The 18,472-nt window shown below is 37.1% G+C and carries 18 protein-coding genes; 2 read left to right on the top strand and 16 right to left on the bottom strand.

What is annotated here, in order from left to right:
* The first annotated feature begins 185 nt into the window (after nucleotides 1-185).
* Complete coding sequence (locus tag BW946_RS12395) at nucleotides 186-1,109, top strand: DUF3078 domain-containing protein (RefSeq protein WP_076596480.1); 924 nt, start codon at nucleotides 186-188, stop codon at nucleotides 1,107-1,109.
* A gap of 72 nt (nucleotides 1,110-1,181) precedes the next feature.
* Here BW946_RS12395 and sufD read toward each other — a convergent pair whose 3' ends face one another.
* From sufD to BW946_RS12370, 5 genes are all read right to left on the bottom strand, one after another.
* The gene (gene sufD, locus BW946_RS12390; protein ID WP_076596518.1) at nucleotides 1,182-2,489 is read right to left on the bottom strand and encodes a Fe-S cluster assembly protein SufD; all 1,308 of its coding nucleotides are present in this window, start codon (nucleotides 2,487-2,489) and stop codon (nucleotides 1,182-1,184) included.
* A gap of 161 nt (nucleotides 2,490-2,650) precedes the next feature.
* Nucleotides 2,651-3,394, bottom strand: coding sequence for a Fe-S cluster assembly ATPase SufC (gene sufC / locus BW946_RS12385; protein ID WP_034691829.1), 744 nt, complete (start codon nucleotides 3,392-3,394; stop codon nucleotides 2,651-2,653).
* A gap of 31 nt (nucleotides 3,395-3,425) precedes the next feature.
* The gene (gene uraH, locus BW946_RS12380; RefSeq protein ID WP_076596517.1) at nucleotides 3,426-3,836 is read right to left on the bottom strand and encodes a hydroxyisourate hydrolase; all 411 of its coding nucleotides are present in this window, start codon (nucleotides 3,834-3,836) and stop codon (nucleotides 3,426-3,428) included.
* A gap of 17 nt (nucleotides 3,837-3,853) precedes the next feature.
* Nucleotides 3,854-5,302, bottom strand: a complete 1,449-nt coding sequence (gene sufB, locus BW946_RS12375; protein ID WP_076596479.1) for a Fe-S cluster assembly protein SufB — start codon at nucleotides 5,300-5,302, stop codon at nucleotides 3,854-3,856.
* 83 nt (nucleotides 5,303-5,385) lie between these two features.
* Nucleotides 5,386-5,715, bottom strand: a complete 330-nt coding sequence (locus BW946_RS12370) for a HesB/IscA family protein (protein ID WP_076596478.1) — start codon at nucleotides 5,713-5,715, stop codon at nucleotides 5,386-5,388.
* A gap of 262 nt (nucleotides 5,716-5,977) precedes the next feature.
* Between BW946_RS12370 and BW946_RS12365 the strand changes: the two genes are divergently transcribed.
* Nucleotides 5,978-6,832: a GLPGLI family protein gene (locus BW946_RS12365; protein WP_076596477.1), complete on the top strand. Its 855-nt coding sequence runs from the start codon at nucleotides 5,978-5,980 to the stop codon at nucleotides 6,830-6,832.
* A gap of 63 nt (nucleotides 6,833-6,895) precedes the next feature.
* Here the strand turns inward: BW946_RS12365 and BW946_RS12360 are convergent, their stop codons facing one another.
* The 11 genes from BW946_RS12360 to nrfD form a co-directional block, all read right to left on the bottom strand.
* Nucleotides 6,896-7,759, bottom strand: a complete 864-nt coding sequence (locus BW946_RS12360) for a KPN_02809 family neutral zinc metallopeptidase (RefSeq protein WP_076596476.1) — start codon at nucleotides 7,757-7,759, stop codon at nucleotides 6,896-6,898.
* 65 nt (nucleotides 7,760-7,824) lie between these two features.
* Nucleotides 7,825-9,903, bottom strand: coding sequence for an LTA synthase family protein (locus BW946_RS12355; protein ID WP_076596475.1), 2,079 nt, complete (start codon nucleotides 9,901-9,903; stop codon nucleotides 7,825-7,827).
* Nucleotides 9,904-10,070: 167 nt separating this feature from the next.
* Complete coding sequence (gene ribH / locus BW946_RS12350; RefSeq protein WP_076596474.1) at nucleotides 10,071-10,589, bottom strand: 6,7-dimethyl-8-ribityllumazine synthase; 519 nt, start codon at nucleotides 10,587-10,589, stop codon at nucleotides 10,071-10,073.
* Nucleotides 10,590-10,592: 3 nt separating this feature from the next.
* Nucleotides 10,593-11,300, bottom strand: coding sequence for a YfgM family protein (locus BW946_RS12345; protein ID WP_076596473.1), 708 nt, complete (start codon nucleotides 11,298-11,300; stop codon nucleotides 10,593-10,595).
* Between the two features lie 217 nt (nucleotides 11,301-11,517).
* Nucleotides 11,518-12,054 carry an adenine phosphoribosyltransferase gene (locus tag BW946_RS12340; RefSeq protein WP_076596472.1) on the bottom strand — a complete coding sequence of 179 codons (537 nt, stop codon included), beginning with the start codon at nucleotides 12,052-12,054 and terminating at the stop codon, nucleotides 11,518-11,520.
* 3 nt (nucleotides 12,055-12,057) lie between these two features.
* Complete coding sequence (locus BW946_RS12335) at nucleotides 12,058-13,257, bottom strand: NTF2-like N-terminal transpeptidase (RefSeq protein ID WP_076596471.1); 1,200 nt, start codon at nucleotides 13,255-13,257, stop codon at nucleotides 12,058-12,060.
* Nucleotides 13,258-13,373: 116 nt separating this feature from the next.
* A complete protein-coding gene (locus tag BW946_RS12330) occupies nucleotides 13,374-14,390 on the bottom strand; it encodes a hypothetical protein (protein WP_076596470.1) in 1,017 nt (338 codons plus the stop codon).
* Between the two features lie 126 nt (nucleotides 14,391-14,516).
* Entirely contained in the window at nucleotides 14,517-15,848 is a 1,332-nt protein-coding gene (locus BW946_RS12325) for a quinol:cytochrome C oxidoreductase (protein ID WP_076596469.1), read from the bottom strand.
* A gap of 8 nt (nucleotides 15,849-15,856) precedes the next feature.
* On the bottom strand, nucleotides 15,857-16,546 hold the full coding sequence (locus tag BW946_RS12320; protein WP_076596468.1) for a c-type cytochrome: 690 nt from the start codon (nucleotides 16,544-16,546) through the stop codon (nucleotides 15,857-15,859).
* A 1-nt stretch (nucleotide 16,547) separates the two neighbouring features.
* Nucleotides 16,548-17,069, bottom strand: a complete 522-nt coding sequence (locus BW946_RS12315; RefSeq protein WP_027371993.1) for a DUF3341 domain-containing protein — start codon at nucleotides 17,067-17,069, stop codon at nucleotides 16,548-16,550.
* Entirely contained in the window at nucleotides 17,056-18,453 is a 1,398-nt protein-coding gene (gene nrfD, locus BW946_RS12310; protein ID WP_034691792.1) for an NrfD/PsrC family molybdoenzyme membrane anchor subunit, read from the bottom strand. Before nrfD ends, BW946_RS12315 begins: the two co-directional genes overlap by 14 nt.
* Nucleotides 18,454-18,472: the final 19 nt, after the last annotated feature.

Raw genomic sequence — 18,472 nt, 5'->3', positions numbered from 1 at the left:
TGTTTTTTTGTTTTTACAATACTGTAATTTTAAGTTGCTTTAAGTTTGTGAGATAAAATATTTATGTTTAATTGTCTTATTTTCAGTTTGTTATTGCTTTGAAATAAATTATGTTAAATTCAATTTAAAGTGAATTTTATAATGGCATAGATTATTATTTATACATTTGTAATAAATCGTCATTTATGAAAAAACTTTTATTAATCAGTTCTATTTCTCTTGGTGCTTTAGCGCTTGCCCAAGAGACTAAAACAGATGCTCCGGCATCAGATACCGTTAAAGCCTGGTCTATTCAGGGGCAAAATACCTTAATGCTCAATCAAGCTGCCTTTTCAAACTGGGTAGGCGGGGGAGCCAACAATGTGGGCTGGCTTGCCGGTGTTAATTATAACCTCACCTATGAAAAAGGGAAAGATCTCTGGGAAAATATAATTATCCTGGGTTACGGACAAAATAACACGCAGGGAACTGGAGTAAGAAAGACTCAGGATGTTATTAACCTATCTACAAATTATGGTAGAGAATTTGCCAAGCATTGGTATCTCTCAGCTGGTGCTGGGCTTCAGACTCAGTTTGCACCGGGATATGAAGATGGAAATAATCCTGATGCCAAAAAGATTTCCAATTTTATGGCTCCCGGATACCTGAGCGTAGGGGCTGGGGTTACTTATCGTCCCAATGACAACTTTACAGTGACTTTACGCCCGGCGAATGCCAGATGGACTTTTGTTTTAGACGAAGATCTTCAGAAAGCAGGAACTTATGGTCTTAAAAATGATGGAGATTCTTCTCTTTTCCAATTCGGTTTTCTGGGAACAGCTATGTATAAGCTGAAGATTATGGAGAATATCACCTTGCTGAATACGGCTTCTGTATTCTCCAACTATCTTGATCATCCGGACAGGCTTGTTCTTGGGTATAGTGGAGTTTTAAGTATGAAAATCAATAAATATATTTCTACCAACGTTACCCTTGACCTTTTGTATGATCATAACCAGATATGGAAAACACAGTTGAAACAGACATTAGGAGTAGGTTTGGCCTACAATTTTGATAACGGTAAGAAGCGTTCAGAAAATAAAGATAACCAAAGCTGGTTGAAAAAATAAGATAGAAAAAATCTGAAATACATTAAAAAAGCACTTCATTTTGAAGTGCTTTTGTGTATCAATATATAAGTTTTAAAATTCTATATCAACTCCTAATTTCTCAGCTAAAAGTTTTGAAATTTTATCTTTTAGAGGTTCTATATCAATGTTTTGCATTGCATCATTAGCGAAAGCATATAAAAGTAATGCCTGTGCTTCTTTTTTAGAGATTCCTCTTGCTCTCAGATAGAATAAAGCATCTTCATTCAATTGGCCTACTGTACAACCGTGAGAACATTTTACATCATCAGCAAAGATCTCTAACTGAGGTTTTGTATCAATACTTGCCCCTTCGCTTAGCAATACGTTGTTATTCTGTTGGTAAGCGTTGGTCTTCTGAGCAATTTTGTCTACAAAAACTTTTCCGTTGAAAACTCCGTGAGCATTCCCATCAAAGATTCCTTTGTAGTTCTGATAACTTTCACAGTTCGGGAAGTTATGGTGAACTGCCGTATGGTGGTCTACCAGCTGATCTTTCCCGATAATGGTGATTCCGTTCATGAATGAATTGATATTAGATCCATTATGAATAAAATCAAGGTTATTTCTTACCAGTTTACCTCCGAAAGAGAATGTATTTACGGTGGTTAAACTGTCTTTTTCCTGTCTTGCAAACGTATTATCAATCAGGTAAGTTGTATTGTTGTCATTTTGAAGTTTGTGCCAGTCTGCTTTTGCGTTCGGGTATGTAAAGATCTCTGTTACAGAGTTGGTTAATACATAAGTGCTGTCAAAATTGTGGTGGCTTTCAATGACCTCTACTTTGGCTCCTTCTTCTACGATCAAAAGGTTTCTGGTATTGTAGAATGTATTTTCCTCCTGGTTCTGAGAAATATAAAAAACGTGTATTGGCTTTTCAATCACTACATTTTTAGGAACTTTCAGGAAGAATCCGTATTTGCAGTAAGCAAGGTTTAAGTTCGTAAAAGCCTGTTCTTTGGAAGCAATAGTATTGAAATATTGTTCAAAAACCTCTTTGTGCTTCTCATCGTTCAATGCATAATTGAATGAAAGGAACTCTGCATTCTCAATAGAAACTTTAGAAAGTTCTTTGTGAAGTTTACCGTTTACAAAAACAATCCAATCAAAATTTTCTTCTCCAAGGTGCAGTTCATCAAACTGCTCTTTAGTGATATTGTGGTTCTCTTTCGGGAAGAAGTTGTAGCTTTTTTCCGTGATTTCCTTTAGATTGGTATATTTATATTCTTCGTCTTTTTTTGTCGGAAAACCAAGGTTTGCAAATCTCTGAAGTGCCATTTTTCTTTCATCATCCAGAAATCTGTGACGAAGACTCTCCAAAAATTCATTGTGGTTCTCTATAATTTGTTCTTTTAATGCCATTACTGGTATATCTGTGGTTTGCACCATTTTTTCTTTTTTTTGAACTAAAATATTGTTATTCCGAGTGATAGGAATCCAAATTTTACTTTAGAGATTCATATTTTGCTGCACTTCATAAATGGGCGCTATACATTTAATCTCTGAAATACTATACTTCCTTCTTAATTTAAAAGCCAGTCGTAACCTTTTTCTTCAAGTTCTAATGCTAAAGACTTATCTCCTGTTTTGATGATTTTTCCATCTGCTAAAACGTGAACAAAATCAGGCTGAATATAGTTTAGCAATCTCTGATAGTGCGTAATCAAAAGAACTGCATTCCCTTCATTTTTAAAGTGATTTACCCCATCTGCCACGATTCTTAAGGCGTCAATATCCAATCCTGAGTCAGTTTCATCAAGAATAGCCAGTTTAGGATTAAGCATCATCATCTGGAAAATTTCATTTCTTTTCTTTTCACCTCCGGAGAATCCTTCGTTCAATGATCTTGAAAGAAAATCTTTTTTGATTCCTAATTTTTCAGATTTTTCACGGATTAATGCAAGCATTTCTTTTGCCGGCATTTCTTCCAGTCCGTTTGCTTTTCTTGTCTCGTTCAAAGCAGCTTTGATAAAGTTCGTTACAGAAACTCCCGGAATTTCCACTGGATACTGGAAAGAAAGGAAAATCCCTTTGTGAGCTCTATCTTCTGGAGCTTCTTCACTGATGTCTTGTCCTTCGAAAAGAATCTCTCCACCAGTTACCTCATAATCTTCTTTTCCAGCGATTACAGAGGAAAGGGTAGATTTACCAGCTCCGTTGGGTCCCATGATTGCGTGAACTTCGCCCGGCTTTATTTCAAGATTAATCCCTTTTAATATTTCTGCGCCATCTTCAATTTTGGCGTGAAGGTCTTTAATTTGTAACATTCTTGCTAACTTTTGCTTTTTTATAATTGTATTAGCTTCCCCTGTATGTGGAATATCCAAATGGTGATAATGTGATTGGAACATGATAATGCTCGTTATCTTTTATCTGGAATATTACCTCAATAGACGGATAGAAGCTTTCTATATTTTTATGTTTATAATAATCTTCTATGAAGAATACAAGTTTGTATTTTCCGTTGTTACCAGCTTTTTGATACGGTAAAAAATCTGAAACCCTGCCATTATTATCAGTTTGCTTTTTACCTATAGAAACCCACTGTCTGTTTGTTTCATTATATTTCTCCAGTTCTATGACCACACTTCCGGCAGGTTTTCCCTGCGAAATATCAAGAATATGACTTGATAACTGAAACCCTTTATTTTCCTGAGCAGAAAAACTTAAGGAAATAAATCCAAAAAATGCTAATAAAAACCTCTTCATAAAAATCATTTTTTCTATTATCCCACTGAACCTTCCAGTGAAATTTCCAATAATTTCTGTGCCTCAATAGCGAACTCCATCGGAAGTTTATTTAAAACTTCTTTACTGAAGCCATTTACTATCAGAGCAATTGCTCTTTCTGTATCAATACCTCTCTGGTTGCAGTAAAAAATCTGGTCTTCCCCGATTTTTGAAGTCGTTGCCTCGTGTTCCAACTGTGCCGTGGGATCTTTGATTTCAATATAAGGGAAAGTATGAGCACCACATTCATTACCCATCAATAAAGAGTCGCATTGTGAGAAGTTTCTTGCTCCTTTTGCAGAAGGCATTACTTTCACCTGTCCTCTGTAGGAGTTTTGAGATTTCCCGGCAGAAATACCTTTTGAAATAATCGTAGATTTGGTGTTTTTACCAATGTGGATCATTTTTGTTCCTGTATCTGCATACTGGTGGTTATTGGTTACCGCAATAGAGTAGAATTCTCCGATAGAATTGTCACCTTTAAGGATACAAGACGGATACTTCCATGTCACTGCTGAGCCTGTTTCCACCTGTGTCCATGAGATTTTTGCATTTCTTTCGCAAAGTCCTCTTTTCGTTACAAAGTTGAATACCCCGCCTTTTCCTTCTTCATTACCAGGATACCAGTTCTGCACTGTTGAATATTTGATCTCAGCATTATCTAAAGCAATAAGCTCTACAACGGCTGCGTGAAGCTGGTTTTCATCTCTTGATGGTGCTGTACATCCTTCAAGATAAGAAACATAACTTCCCTCATCAGCTACAAGAAGCGTTCTTTCAAACTGTCCTGTTCCTGCCTGGTTGATACGGAAATAAGTGGAAAGTTCCATAGGACATTTTACCCCTTTAGGAATATAACAGAAACTTCCGTCAGAAAATACTGCGGAATTCAAAGCGGCATAAAAGTTATCTCCCCTTGGAACTACTTTTCCAAGATATTTTCTTACCAAATCAGGATGATTTTTAATAGCTTCAGAGATTGAACAGAAAATAATTCCTTTTTCTGCCAATGTATCCTGGAATGTAGTTTTCACAGAAATAGAGTCCATTACGATGTCTACAGCAACTCCGGAAAGTCTTTTTTGCTCTTCGATATTAATCCCTAGCTTTGCGAATGTCTTCAACAACTCAGGATCTACCTCGTCAAGACTTGCCAGCTCAGGCTTTACTTTAGGAGCAGCGTAGTAGCGGATTGCTTGGAAATCTGGTTTTTCATACTTGATGTTTGCCCATTCAGGCTCTACCATCTTCTGCCAGATTTTGAAAGATTCCAATCGCCATTCAGTCATCCATTCCGGCTCTTCTTTTTTAGCAGAAATGGCACGGATGATATCCTCATTTAAACCAATCGGGAAGTCTTCATAATCAATCTTCGTTTCCCAACCGAATTCATATTTTTTATTTTCTAGATCGACTCTTAAATCGTCTTCTGTATATTTACTCATTATTTTTTTTTAGATTTCAGATTATAGATTTCAGAATTCAGAATAGCTCTGAGGTCTGAAATCTAGGATCTAATGTCTTTTCACTAAAGACTAAATGATTCCCCACATCCACATGTTCTGGATGCATTCGGGTTGTTAAAAACAAACCCTTTTCCGTTCAACCCTCCTGAATACTCAAGAGTTGTTCCTGCTAAATAAAGGATGGATTTCTTATCTATAATAATTTTTATGTTATTATCTTCAAAAATCTGATCTGTTTCTGTTTTTTGGTTATCAAACTTTAAAACATACTCTAAACCAGAGCATCCGCCGCTTTTTACCCCTACTCTTATATAATCTTCAGCAGGGTTAAAACCATCTTCCGTCATCAACTGGATGGCTTTCTCCTTTGCATAGTCTGATACTTTTATCATTGTATTTATTTAGAATGATTTAATGATGCAAAAATACAAACTAATTTCCGCAATCTCAAATCGAAGATATCTATTTTAATGATTCTGATATTAATAGCAATTTTCTGGGGCATAAATTATGTTAAAAAAAGATAAATCCAGTCTTTCAATGTGAAGATTTCGTTACGGATTTAACCTTGAATCGTATTTTCGATCTATAAAAAATAGAAATCATCATTTTATACAGTTCTCTTTTTTAAATTCAAAAAAATAAAAAATATAAATGAAAAAATTAGGTATTATCGCGTTGGCACTCTTCATACAGAATGTTTCTGCACAGACAAACAGGTTTGTGTATCAGGTCACTATGAAGCCAGATGCGGAAAATAAAACAGATATCAAAACGGAAAATGCTTATCTGGATATTTCTCCGGAAAAGTCAGTGTTTTATTCTGAAAACAGAATCAAAAGAGACTCTATCATGCAAAGGGCATTTCAGGGCGGAGGCGGAAGAGCAAGCATCAACAGAGACCAGATGGAAAGTCTTAGAACCAATATCAGCTATTCCATTGAAAAAGATAAAACAAATCAAAAGACCTATTTTAAAGACAGAATCGGACGTGATATCTACTCCTACGAAGAAGATCGGCCTTTGAACTGGAAAATACAGTCAGAGACAAGGAAAATAGGTGAATATAAAGTTCAGAAAGCAGAAACCGATTTTGGAGGAAGAAAATGGACAGCATGGTTTACCACAGATCTTCCTTATCAGGATGGACCTTATAAGTTCGGAGGACTTCCAGGGCTTATTGTAAAAGTAGAGGATGACAAAGGAGATTACTCTTTCGATTTAATGAAAAATTATAAAATTGCAGAATTTCCAACTTTGAATCAGTTTGGAAATACGCTAAAGGTAAAAAGAACAGATTATGTAAAGCAGCAGCAAAAGTTTAAAACGGATCCCATGTCATTCATGAGTCAGAGTGCAGGAGGTATCAGTGCTCCGATGAGAATAGGCGGAGGAGGAAGAGGCCCTGGAGGCGGTGGCGGAAATCAGAATCCTGCTGATATGAGAAAAAGAATGGAAGAAAGGGTGAAAGAAGAAGCCAGAAAAAATTCTAATCCCATCGAATTGTAATAAAAAATGCGGTCTCACATGAGACCACATTTTTGTTTTATATAATCAATAAATCTGATAAAATTATTTCAATAATTGGTTGAAAGTATCTCCCTGCCTGATATCTCCGGTGTTGTAGCCTTTCATGAACCATTCTTTACGCTGAGCTGAAGATCCATGGGTAAAGCTTTCCTGATTTACATATCCCTGTGCTCTTTTCTGGATATTATCATCGCCAACTGCTTCTGCAGCATCTATGGCAGACTCAATATCTCCCGGTTCAAGAATGTGTTTGCTATCGTTGGTTCTTTTTGCCCATACTCCGGCATAGAAATCAGCCTGTAATTCTGTAGCAACGGATACTCTGTTCATCTGTTCTTCGGAATATCTTCCGCTTCTTCTTAACGCATCTACTTTCTGAGTAGTTCCCAAAAGAGTCTGAACATGGTGTCCTACTTCATGAGCAAGAACATACGCTACGGTAAACTCAGTTACTTTAGCTCCGAATTTTTGCTGAAGCTCACCAAAAAAGCTCATATCCATATAAACTTTCTGATCGGCAGGGCAATAGAATGGTCCCATAGCAGATTGAGCAGTACCACATGCTGAAGAGGTTGTATTTTCAAAAAGAACAATTCTGGGTTCAGAAAAAGTCATCCCATTTTCTTTAAATATCTGGTTCCAGGTTAAGGTATTCCATCCGGACATCATGTCAACCATTTCCCCAATCTGTTTTTCGCTGGCTGTAAGTTCTCTTTGTTCTCCAGAGTTTCCTGAAGGCTGCATGCCGCCGGAATTCAAAATACCGGACGGATCACCTCCCAAAAAGAATACGATGGCTGCTATAATTAAAGTTCCGAGTCCGCCTCCTACAATCATACCGCCTCCTCCGCCTCCTGAACCACGGCGGTCATCAACGTTTCCGCCTCTGTCGTCTGTCCATTTCATACTAATAAATTTATGGGTTAATTTAAATATTTTACGCCAGATTATAAGCGAAAATACCTAGATATTTATCTGTTGAGTTGTTTTGTCTTTAGCCAGTAAGAGGTAGACTGATAAGCTGATATAGCATCATCTACCAGTTTCTGATCTGGATTTTTTAATAATTTCTCGTCGTAATACAGTTTAAACTCCGGTTTCAGATCACTTTTTTCCAGTTCTAAAGAATATTGTTTTACCTTTTTTACCGGCGAAATAATGGTCAAACGTTCCCCTTTGATAAATCCAAGATCCTGATAGGTTGCCACATAAGCTTTAGGCTGGAATTCGGGTTTGAATACATCCTGGCCCAGGAATTTAGACTGATAGCTGAAGTTTAATAGCCCCAAAACGGTAGGCATTACGTCTATCTGAGACATCAAGGCATTGAATTTCTGAGGCTGAATAAATCCTTCAGAAAATACCATGGCAGGAATTCTGTATTTATCCATAGGAAGTTCTGTTTTTCCGGCACTGGATGCACAGTGGTCTGCAATGATGACAAAAACTGTGTTTTTATACCAGTCTTGTTTCTTAGCCATATCGAAGAACAATTTAAGCGAGTAATCAGTATATTTTACACCGCCTTCACGGGATTTTGCTGTTCCGGGAATATCAATTCTTCCGTCAGGATAAGTAAACGGTCTGTGATTGGAAACTGTCATCCAGTGATTGAAAAATGGTTTTCCGGATTTTGCTTCAGCATTCATCACCTGAATAGCTTTTCTGGCCATATCTTCATCAGCAACACCCCAAACATTGGCAAAAGTGATTTCTTCAGGTTTAAAATTATTTCTGTCTACAATACCATAGCCGTTTCCTCCAAAGAAGTCCTGCATATTATCGAAATAGCTGTATCCACCATATAAAAATTTGACATCATATCCTTTAGACTTGAAAACACTCCCGGTGGTGAACTTATTCTTATTATCATCTCTCTTGATGATACTTTCTCCTGCTGTAGGAGGAATACATAATGTCAAAGCTTCCAGTCCGCGTACAGTTCTGTTTCCGGTTGCATAAAGATTGGTAAACATCAGTGATTTATCAGCAAGGCTATCCAGAAAAGGAGTAATTTTTTGGGTATTACCATAGTGTTCCATGAAATCTGCAGAAAGACTTTCAATGGAGATCAATACTACGTTTTTCTTTACTTCAGGCTGTGCAGCAGCAACAGTCCTTGATAAAGTCTGTTGTGGATACTGGCTTAAGAAATTCTTTTCAGCCTGCTGCTGGTTAATCTGTGAATAGAACTGGAAATAATCCAGCTCATTATGGGTAAATGCCCAGTAGAACTTGGGAAGTCCGTTGGCTTCAATTTCGTCTGCAAAAACATTGTCGGATCTGATTTGCATCAAAGAAGGTATTGCCAGTGTACTCAACGCACAAAGTACCATATAACTGCCCAGCAGCACCATTTTTTGTTTAAAATCAGGAAGTTCCAGCAGTTCATTTTTTGTTTTCTTATAAATAAACCAGGTGATGGCAAGGGTAACGATCATGATGGCTGAAAACAGAGGAATAACCGGATAACTTTCCATGATATTCCCAATCACCTCATTCGTATAAATAAGATAATCTACTGCAATAAAATTATAACGTACTCCAAATTCATTATAGAAGAAATATTCACTTACTCCGTTGAAAATGATCAGCAGAACATATAATAGTAATGTGATGAAATATAGGGTGTTACGGATTTTAATTCTTTGTGTAGGAAGAAACAGCATCAATCCGAAGAAAAGCGTCTTTATTCCTACAAAAACAAGAGCGATCTCCATAACAGAACCTCCATACTGCTTGAAAATATTATTCGGAACAAGCCAGATATAAAGGAAGAATAGAACCAGCGCTCCCAGAATAGTATAACCGTAAGGCTTTTTATATTTTGAATCCGAAAGAAAGAGGAAGTAAAGGGCAAGAATAGAGCTGGCCAATATGAAGACGAAAACGTCATTCACCAGACCTATCAGCAAAACTTTTACAACTTCGAAAAATCCGAAACTAGCGGTAGTAATTGGATGAAAAAAGAATACTGCTCTTATTATCAAAGAAATAATAAGATAAAAAATTCCTAAATACAGGAAGGGCTTTATTTTTTTTAAAAACATGTCTTGACCGTCTTTATTAATTTTCACAAAGATAGTTTTTGTAGAGAACTTTTGACTGAAAAAAAGAAAAACATCCTTGTTATTAGTAAGATTTTAGAATTATTTATCTACTAATAAAAAAGGACTATTAAAAAATAGTCCATTATATTGTCAAAGTGGATAAGCAGTTAAGAGTGTCCAAAACCGATATTTCCTTTTTTATCAGATAATTTTTTTTTGAAATCAATCATTCTTAGCGCTGTAACGGCTGCTTCTACGCCTTTGTTTCCAAGATCACCGCCGCTTCTTGCGACAGATTGTTCTTTGGTGTCATCTGTTAATACACAGAAGATTGTGGGAGTATCAGTCATGATGTTACAGTCTTTGATTCCCTGTGCTACTGCAGAACATACATAGTCGAAGTGTGGTGTTTCCCCCCGGATTACACATCCGATAGAGATTACTGCATCATATTTTCTCTCTTTGCAAAGCTGCATGCTTGCATAGCTTAATTCAAAAGCTCCTGGTACAGGGAAAAGTTTGATGTTTTCTGTTTTTACTCCTTCTTTTTCAAGGATTTCCAAAGCTGCATCACGAAGATTGTACGTTACAAAATCATTCCACTCAGAAAAAACAATGCCGATAGAAAAATCTTCGGCATTAGTTATATGAAGTGGCTTGTAATCGGAAAGATTAACTGTTGCCATTTTTTAATAATATTTAGTCATTTCGATATAAGAATCAGACATTCCGTTGTCGTAGTCCTGATATTTCTCATCAATTGCAGAGAAGTATTTTTTAGCTTCTGCATTTTTCTTTAATCCTAAAGCAAGAATACCTGCTTTTCTTGTAAAATAATAAGTCGTATAAGGATCATCAGATGCTGATGCGGCCTGGTCTAATAAAGATAGAGCTTCGTCGTTTTTGTTAAGACCTGATTTTGCGTCAGCCATAGCTCCATATTTCATTGCCATCAGAGTTTTGTTTTTGGAAGAAAATTTATCCAAAAGATCATATGCTTCCTGAAATTTTCCTTCTTTGAATTTTAATAAACCGGCATTGTAAGCAGAAAGTTTACCAATTTCAGTAGAAGAATACTCGTTGGCTGTTCCTATAAAGCCAGGATTAGCAGCAGACTTTCCACCTAAAGCATCTTTATCTTTACCTTCTGTAAGATTTTTTTGAGCAGCAAGGAAACTTTTTACAGCTTCAGTGTTCTTTGGAGCAATCACAAATTGCTTATAAGCAAAGAATCCTAAAACTCCCAAAATCAATGCTCCGAATATTAAACCCAGTGGTTTTGAATATTTTTCAACAAATCTTTCAGTGTTTAAAGCTTCTCTGTCAAGGTCTTTAAAGAACTCAACCGTTTCTTTACCTTCTTGCTCATGCTGAGCACTCTTTCCCAATTTTGCCATAAGTTTTTAAAAATTGAAATGCAAATTTAATTGTTTCTGAGATATTTACAAAATACTTTGTTTATATTGTTGATTTTATTTAAACAAATAATGTAAATTCTTATAAAAAACGCTTCGACTCCGCTCAGCGTGACACTTCTAATATTCCCTGGTTTAATCTCACAGTAAATGATTAGCGTTGTCATGCTGAGCGGAGTCGAAGCATATATATTGAATCTTAATACCCTAAAATATGGTAAATTTCTGCACCGAATCTTTTCAGTTTTTCGTCACCATTCAAACCTTGCAAACCGATAAGAAAACTAAACTGTGAGACAATTGCTCCCTGCTTTTCTATCAATTTTGCTGCTGCTTCAGTAGTTCCTCCCGTTGCTAAGAGATCATCGTGGATTAAAACTCTTTGTCCGGGTTTTATCTGTCCTTCACGGGTTTCAATTATGGCATTTCCATATTCCAGATCATATTTTTCTGAAATGACAGGCGGAGGAAGCTTTCCGGCTTTTCTGATTAAAACGAAAGGTACTTCCAATGCTACAGCAATTGCGATCCCAAAAAGGTAACCGCGGCTTTCTATCCCGCAGACTGCATCTATTTTCCCTTTACTGAAAGCAGCAAGATCTGCAATAACATCTTCATAAAGTTTTGGGTTTAGAAAGATGGGTGAAATATCCTTAAACTGTATTCCCGGGATCGGAAAATCGGGGATATTTTCAATTGTTTCTTCTAATCTTTTGATCAGTTCTGCTGAAGCCATTTATTAATTGATTTTATAGCTGGAAATTTTCCAGTCTCCATTTACATTTTTAAGTCCGAAAGTTACTTTTAAAGAAGTTGTCTTCCCGCTTTTATCCGTTACATCATAAGTAGCATTTACGCTGGCACTATTAGCATTAGCTCCACTTGTTGTAATGTTTTTTACACTTACATTTTTTACAGATCCAAAACCTGAAGTAGGATTTGAGAAAGATTCATAGCTTCCCCAGCTTGGATTGCTGGCTGTTTCGTATGCGGCTTTTAAATTCTGAGAACTTACACTGTTCAGGAACTTGCTTACAGTATTCTTAGGATCTGCAGTAGGCTGTTTGGGTGCAGCTGGTGTTGCAGGAGTAGCTGTTGCAGGATCTGTAGTTGTTCCGGAAGGTGCTGTAGGATTGTTTGGATCCACCACTGCGCTTGGCTGTTCTGTTACCGCTGTAGAATCCGTTTTTGGAATGGCCGGAACTTTCAGAGCTGCTGCATTCACATCAAGTCCGATTTTTGACATTTTGAAAGTTTTTGCCGTAGTTTTTACGGAAACTGTGATGTCAATTTTATTATCTACCACTTTTGAAGCAGGAATAGATGAAAACTTTAAATTGAATCCTTTAAAGTTATTATCCTGCATCAGGTTTTTAGCTGTAGCCAATCTTACACCATTGCTGAAGACTTCAAGAGTGGCTTCAAGGCCGGCTCCTGTGAAAGATACCGGATTTCCGGCTGCATCTACAAGTCTTGGAACAATCTGAATGGCCGTAGGCGCTCCGGTTCCGTCATCTCCTGTAGGTCTTGTCACAAGGCTTAATGATCCTGCTTTTACATCATTAGGATCGCTTTCTTTAGCTTTATCATCCCCGAAGATATTCATTTCTCCCAGTGATGGCGGGGCAGTACTGGCCCATTCTATTCCGTTTTTCTGTGCAACTTCGTCAGCCAAAGACATGATTTCAGGAACTTTCTTCCCGTTAATCAGTTTTCCAAGGGCTTTTAGCTCATTGATATCACCATCTGCCTCTACTCCAAATGTTTTAAGTATATAAAGAGCTTCATTAAACTTAATCTGCTTAATGGTAGGTAAACTGGAAGTCATATCATTGATACTTGACTGCAGCGTTTTAGTATTCGTAGCATCTACATGATCTTTCTTACATGCTGTAAAAAGCAACAGACTGAAAACAAGTAGAAAAGAAAACTTTTTCATTTTTATTTGGTTTGTTGCAAATTTAATAAAACCTTTATTAATACTGGATTTTATTTTCACTTTATGTTTTATGGCTTGTTTTATTTCTTGATCACGGAAGCCATAATCCTATATTTTTACTTTTTGTTGGGTTGTTCTTTTAAGTCTCCTTTGAAAAAATTACTGAAGATGGTCTGCATATTGGGGAATGAAGAATCCTTCCAGTAAGATGTCTGATAACTGCTGTTATCTTTATTGAATTTTACCTTTTCAATATCGTTGTCATTATTGAAGCTGAGTTCCGTAGGATAGAAATTAGTGTAAAGTGCAATCTGATTGTATTCGGGTTCGCTTTTATGTTTTAGTTTAACAAAAACAAGTTCATTGTATTCCTGGAAATCTTTCAGCGTCTTTTCTGATCCCTTTTCAAAGGACATATTCAAAATGGTTCTGATATCATAAAATTTATATCCGAAAAATGAAAACTCTTTTTCCTGAAGTGCTCCACCCGTTACTTCAATCTGATCGTTACGATCACCTTTCAATTCTCTGATGGTATTTCTTTTTGTTTTATATTCTTCCGGATTTCCCACATTTTTTAGTTTGGGAATCTGTAGAGAATTTCCATAATCCCATGATGAAGTTTCTTTCTTCTCGTTTTTAGAGTCCGTTAGTCTGAAAACTCTGTACTGTTCCACATTGGTACTTTTCAGTTTTTTTGTTTTATTGTCAAAGATGTAGGTTACAATTCCATCGGCATAGCTGTTAAGCTTATTATTTACCGTTACATAAGCATTAAAATTTCCTTTGATAAAAATATACCTGTCAGGCTTATTATTTTTGATGACTATGGCTTCAATCTCTTTTACCTGATCATTGATTTTTATAACGGATTGATCAAAGTCTGAGTAAGATAAAGTGGCAACCGGAAAATTATTGTAGACAAGCTGAAACTTTTCCTGAGAAGGCGAGAGTAACTGTTTGTCAATCTTACCTTCAATATCAGAATACGCTACAATGGTTCCATCTTTCCCAAACACTGAAACTCTGGGAAGGGGAGTATTACTTTTTTCAGAAACAAAAGTGATTGTCTGAGCAGAAATAAAACTATATAAAAAAAGGAAGAATGAGTAAATGAAAAGTTTTGTTTTCATAGTAATGTGTTGTTAAGTTTTTGATCCCATCATAGAGGTGCATAAATATCTGTTGTTTTGTATGCATAAAAAAAGACTGATCGTTTTAACAATCAGTCTTTTATCATTTTATTTTGTTACAAGTCCTTAGAAAGGATACTCATAAATTTCAGATTCGTGTAAGAATGGGTTTCCTGTAGGGATCAACTTCAGTTTAGATAAAGCTGAAAGTACAGTAAACATAAATAATCCGGCTACGAATAAGATGGCTCCAAGGATTAACAGGAATACTTCAGGAGTGTTCCAGTATGGTCCTACCGTTCCCGGCATTACCATGTTGAAGTAATCTAATATGTGTCCTAAGATCACCACTACTGCCATTGTAGTAACTACTTTGTAGTTTCTCTTGATGCTGCTGCTTACTAATACCAATAGTGGTAATAAGAAGTTGATGATCAACATCGGTAAGAAAGTAGGAGAGTAGTGCTGGAATCTACCGAAGAAGTAGTTAACCTCTTCCGGAACGTTGGCATACCAGTAAAGCATGAACTGAGCGAACCATGTATATGTCCAAAGCATACTTGTAGCGAAAAGGAATACTCCTAAATCGTGTAAGTGGTTGTCATTGAACTGTGGTAAGAAACCATTTTTCTTAAGATAAACACTTAATAGAATGATTACAGCGATACCACTTGAAAGGCAGCTAACCATTGAATACCAGATATACATTGTAGAATACCAGTGAGGGTCAATAGACATCAACCAGTCCCAAGCCCAAGCTGCAGAAGCAAATCCGAAGAATGCAATATATCCTACTGCCCATCTGTAAAGCATTTGATACTCTACTTTAGACTTTGTTTCATCTACTTTTTTAGACTGAGCTTTTAATTTCCAAGCGAAGAAAGAAGCACCAATCACATAGATTAAAGTTCTTACTGCATAGAAAGGAATATTTAAGAATTTTTTCTTCTCGAATAAGATCACATCAAAGTGTGGATTTTCAGGATCTGTTAAAGCAGGGTCCATCCAGTGGAATAAGTGACCATTATGAGTGATGTTTAAGATCATCAGGATTACCAGGATTGCACCACCATAAGGAATATAAGAAGCAATAGCTTCCATTACTCTTGTAATGATGATTGGCCATCCTGCGTGTGCAGCGTGCTGAATAGAATAGAAGAATAATACGCAGCAGCTTACTCCAAAGAAAAATACAGCTACAAAATGTATTGCTGCTAAAGGCTGGTTGTGTACCTGCATGGTAGCATGCTCAAGGTGAGCCGCGTGATCCTGAGGTCCAACCATTTCACTTGAGTGTGTAGGAGCGGTATGACCGGAAGCATGAACAGCTTCCATCATTTGTTCTATTTTCTCAGTAGAAATTCCTTTGTTCAAAAAGAAACCAATACCGAAAAGAACTAAACCTACAACAAGAAGTATTATAGAAGTTGATTTTAATTTTGGTGAAAAACTATACATTTCTTTTCTTATTTTTTAGTTTCGGTAGTCGTTTCAGTTGTTGCTGGTGCCGCCGCTGTAGCTGCTGCCGGTGCTGCTGCTCCTTTTTTGAAAGCACTCATCACATACATTGCTACTCTCCATCTGTCTCCTGCGTTCAATTGTCCAGCATAAGATCCCATGGAATTTCTACCGTTTGTTAATACATAATGAACAGATCCTACAGTAATTTCTCTGTCAGCATAGTTAGGTACCCCGGAGAATGCCCCACTTTGAACGATAGGTCCTTGTCCATCACCTCCTGTTCCATGGCATGCAGCACAAGTATGATCAAACAATATTTTTCCTCTTTCAAGATCTTTCGCTGCGTTAGCCGGATTCAAAGGAGATACTGTAAGTTTTTTAGATGCTTCATACCCTGCATTGTACTCATCAACATTTTTAGGTAATAAGCTTTCTTCAAAAACTCCATCTTTATTTTGAGCAACTGATCCTTCTACCGGAGAAAGACCTGTTGCACCATTATTTTTAACAAAAGCAGGAATTTCATTTTCATGATCTGAATAAGCATCCTGAGCTTTCATCAACGGATCATAAGCTACCGGAAAATACATGTCCGGGAAATATACCAGCGGAGTGTTCTCCTTTGGTCCGCAAGAGTTAAGTAAAACTGTTGTTAAACCTAAAACCGCTGTAATTTTTAATACATTCTTTTTCATTTTAAGCGTCTTTAACAGTTATTTCTTCAACTCCAGTTTCAATAAGCAACTGTTTTACAGATTCTACATCTTCAGTTACGAATTCCATCATGAATTTATCATCAGTAGTTCTTGGGTCCGGGTTCTGAGCTGGAGCTCCTGGATACATTTTGTTTCTAACCAGGAAAGTTAAAGACATCATGTGAGCTGCACAGAATACCATTAATTCGAACATTGGAACTACGAATGCCGGCATGTTGTGTCCCCAGTCAAAAGCGGGTTTACCACCGATATTCTGAGGCCAGTCGTGATTCATCACATACCATGTAAGAGTAGCACCGATAGTTACACCATAACAAGCATAGATGAAAGCGGCATCAGAAATTCTGGTTTTCTTTAAACCTAAAGCTTTGTCTAGTCCGTGAACCGGAAACGGAGTATAAACTTCGTTAATTGCGATTCCTTTATCGTTGAATGCTTTAACGCCGTTCATTAAGTCGTCGTCGTCAGCATAAAGTCCGTATACAATTTTAGTGGTGCTCATCTCCTTCTTTTGCTTTATAAGTTTCACCTGAGATTTTCAAAATCGATTTTAATTCAGCCTGTGCAATTACAGGGAATGTTCTTGCATATAATAAGAATAATACAGAGAAGAATCCGATTGTTCCTAAGTATACACCCACATCAATGATCGTTGGCTTAAACATAGTCCATGATCCTGGTAAGTAGTCTCTTGAAAGGTTGATAACGATGATATCAAAACGCTCAAACCACATACCGATGTTGATGATTAATGCAACGATGAATGTCCAGATAATGTTCGTTCTAAGTCTCTTGAACCAGAAAGAAGCCGGGATAACAAGGTTACAGATGATCAATGACCAGAATGCCCACCAGTAAGGTCCTACAGCAGCACCTGGAGAAAGGTATGTGAAATCTTCAAATCTTGAACCTGAGTACCATCCGATGAAATATTCAGTTGCGTAAGCTACAGTTACCATACCACCAGTTAAGATGATTACGATGTTCATAATTTCGATATGATACATTGTAATATACTCTTCCAAGTGACACACTTTTCTTGCTACCAACAATAGGGTCTGTACCATTGCAAATCCTGAGAAGATTGCACCAGCAACGAAGTAAGGAGGATAGATTGTTGAGTGCCATCCTTTAATTACCGAAGTGGCGAAGTCAAATGATACGGTTGTGTGTACTGAGAATACAAGTGGAGTTGCCAAACCTGCAAGAACCAAAGAAAGTTCTTCGAATCTTTGCCAGTGTTTTGCTTTACCACCCCAACCGAATGCAAGGAATGTATAAATTTTCTTAGTCCAAGGAGTTTTAGCTCTATCTCTGATCATTGCAAAGTCAGGGATTAGTCCCATGAACCAGAATACAGTTGATACTGAGAAATACGTAGAGATCGCAAATACGTCCCAAAGTAGAGGAGAGTTGAAGTTCCCCCAAAGAGAACCGAATTGGTTTGGCAAAGGGAATACCCAGTATCCAACCCAAACTCTACCCATGTGGATTACAGGGAAGATTGCTGCCTGTACAACCGCAAAGATCGTCATTGCCTCTGCAGATCTGTTTACAGACATTCTCCATCTCTGTCTAAATAATAATAATACTGCGGAGATTAGGGTCCCGGCGTGACCGATACCTACCCACCATACGAAGTTGGTAATATCCCAACCCCAGTTAATAGTTCTGTTAAGCCCCCATGCTCCAATACCTGTCCCGATAGTGTAAGCGATACAGCCGAATCCATAGAGGAATAGAACTAGTGCAGCATATAATGAGATCCACCATAATTTACCTGCTCTTTCTTCGATAGGTCGTGCGATATCTTCTGTAATATCGTGATAAGTTTTGTGACCAATAATTAGAGGTTCCCTTATCGGAGCTTCGTAATGTCCTGACATTTTTTACCTATTTATTATT

Source organism: Chryseobacterium sp. RU33C, from assembly GCF_900156015.1.
GTDB classification, from domain to species: Bacteria; Bacteroidota; Bacteroidia; order Flavobacteriales; family Weeksellaceae; genus Chryseobacterium; species Chryseobacterium candidae.
The sequence above is the reverse complement of the archived record's forward strand: the minus strand, read 5'-3'. Positions and strand labels throughout refer to the sequence as shown.

What these genes read in the sequence shown, in the direction of transcription:
- BW946_RS12395 (WP_076596480.1), top strand. Translation starts at nt 186, where the DNA reads ATGAAAAAACTTTTATTAATCAGTTCTATTTCTCTTGGTGCTTTAGCG.
- sufD (WP_076596518.1), bottom strand. Translation starts at nt 2,489, where the DNA reads ATGGCATTAAAAGAACAAATTATAGAGAACCACAATGAATTTTTGGAG.
- sufC (WP_034691829.1), bottom strand. Translation starts at nt 3,394, where the DNA reads ATGTTACAAATTAAAGACCTTCACGCCAAAATTGAAGATGGCGCAGAA.
- uraH (WP_076596517.1), bottom strand. Translation starts at nt 3,836, where the DNA reads ATGAAGAGGTTTTTATTAGCATTTTTTGGATTTATTTCCTTAAGTTTT.
- sufB (WP_076596479.1), bottom strand. Translation starts at nt 5,302, where the DNA reads ATGAGTAAATATACAGAAGACGATTTAAGAGTCGATCTAGAAAATAAA.
- BW946_RS12370 (WP_076596478.1), bottom strand. Translation starts at nt 5,715, where the DNA reads ATGATAAAAGTATCAGACTATGCAAAGGAGAAAGCCATCCAGTTGATG.
- BW946_RS12365 (WP_076596477.1), top strand. Translation starts at nt 5,978, where the DNA reads ATGAAAAAATTAGGTATTATCGCGTTGGCACTCTTCATACAGAATGTT.
- BW946_RS12360 (WP_076596476.1), bottom strand. Translation starts at nt 7,759, where the DNA reads ATGAAATGGACAGACGACAGAGGCGGAAACGTTGATGACCGCCGTGGT.
- BW946_RS12355 (WP_076596475.1), bottom strand. Translation starts at nt 9,903, where the DNA reads ATGTTTTTAAAAAAAATAAAGCCCTTCCTGTATTTAGGAATTTTTTAT.
- ribH (WP_076596474.1), bottom strand. Translation starts at nt 10,589, where the DNA reads ATGGCAACAGTTAATCTTTCCGATTACAAGCCACTTCATATAACTAAT.
- BW946_RS12345 (WP_076596473.1), bottom strand. Translation starts at nt 11,300, where the DNA reads ATGGCAAAATTGGGAAAGAGTGCTCAGCATGAGCAAGAAGGTAAAGAA.
- BW946_RS12340 (WP_076596472.1), bottom strand. Translation starts at nt 12,054, where the DNA reads ATGGCTTCAGCAGAACTGATCAAAAGATTAGAAGAAACAATTGAAAAT.
- BW946_RS12335 (WP_076596471.1), bottom strand. Translation starts at nt 13,257, where the DNA reads ATGAAAAAGTTTTCTTTTCTACTTGTTTTCAGTCTGTTGCTTTTTACA.
- BW946_RS12330 (WP_076596470.1), bottom strand. Translation starts at nt 14,390, where the DNA reads ATGAAAACAAAACTTTTCATTTACTCATTCTTCCTTTTTTTATATAGT.
- BW946_RS12325 (WP_076596469.1), bottom strand. Translation starts at nt 15,848, where the DNA reads ATGTATAGTTTTTCACCAAAATTAAAATCAACTTCTATAATACTTCTT.
- BW946_RS12320 (WP_076596468.1), bottom strand. Translation starts at nt 16,546, where the DNA reads ATGAAAAAGAATGTATTAAAAATTACAGCGGTTTTAGGTTTAACAACA.
- BW946_RS12315 (WP_027371993.1), bottom strand. Translation starts at nt 17,069, where the DNA reads ATGAGCACCACTAAAATTGTATACGGACTTTATGCTGACGACGACGAC.
- nrfD (WP_034691792.1), bottom strand. Translation starts at nt 18,453, where the DNA reads ATGTCAGGACATTACGAAGCTCCGATAAGGGAACCTCTAATTATTGGT.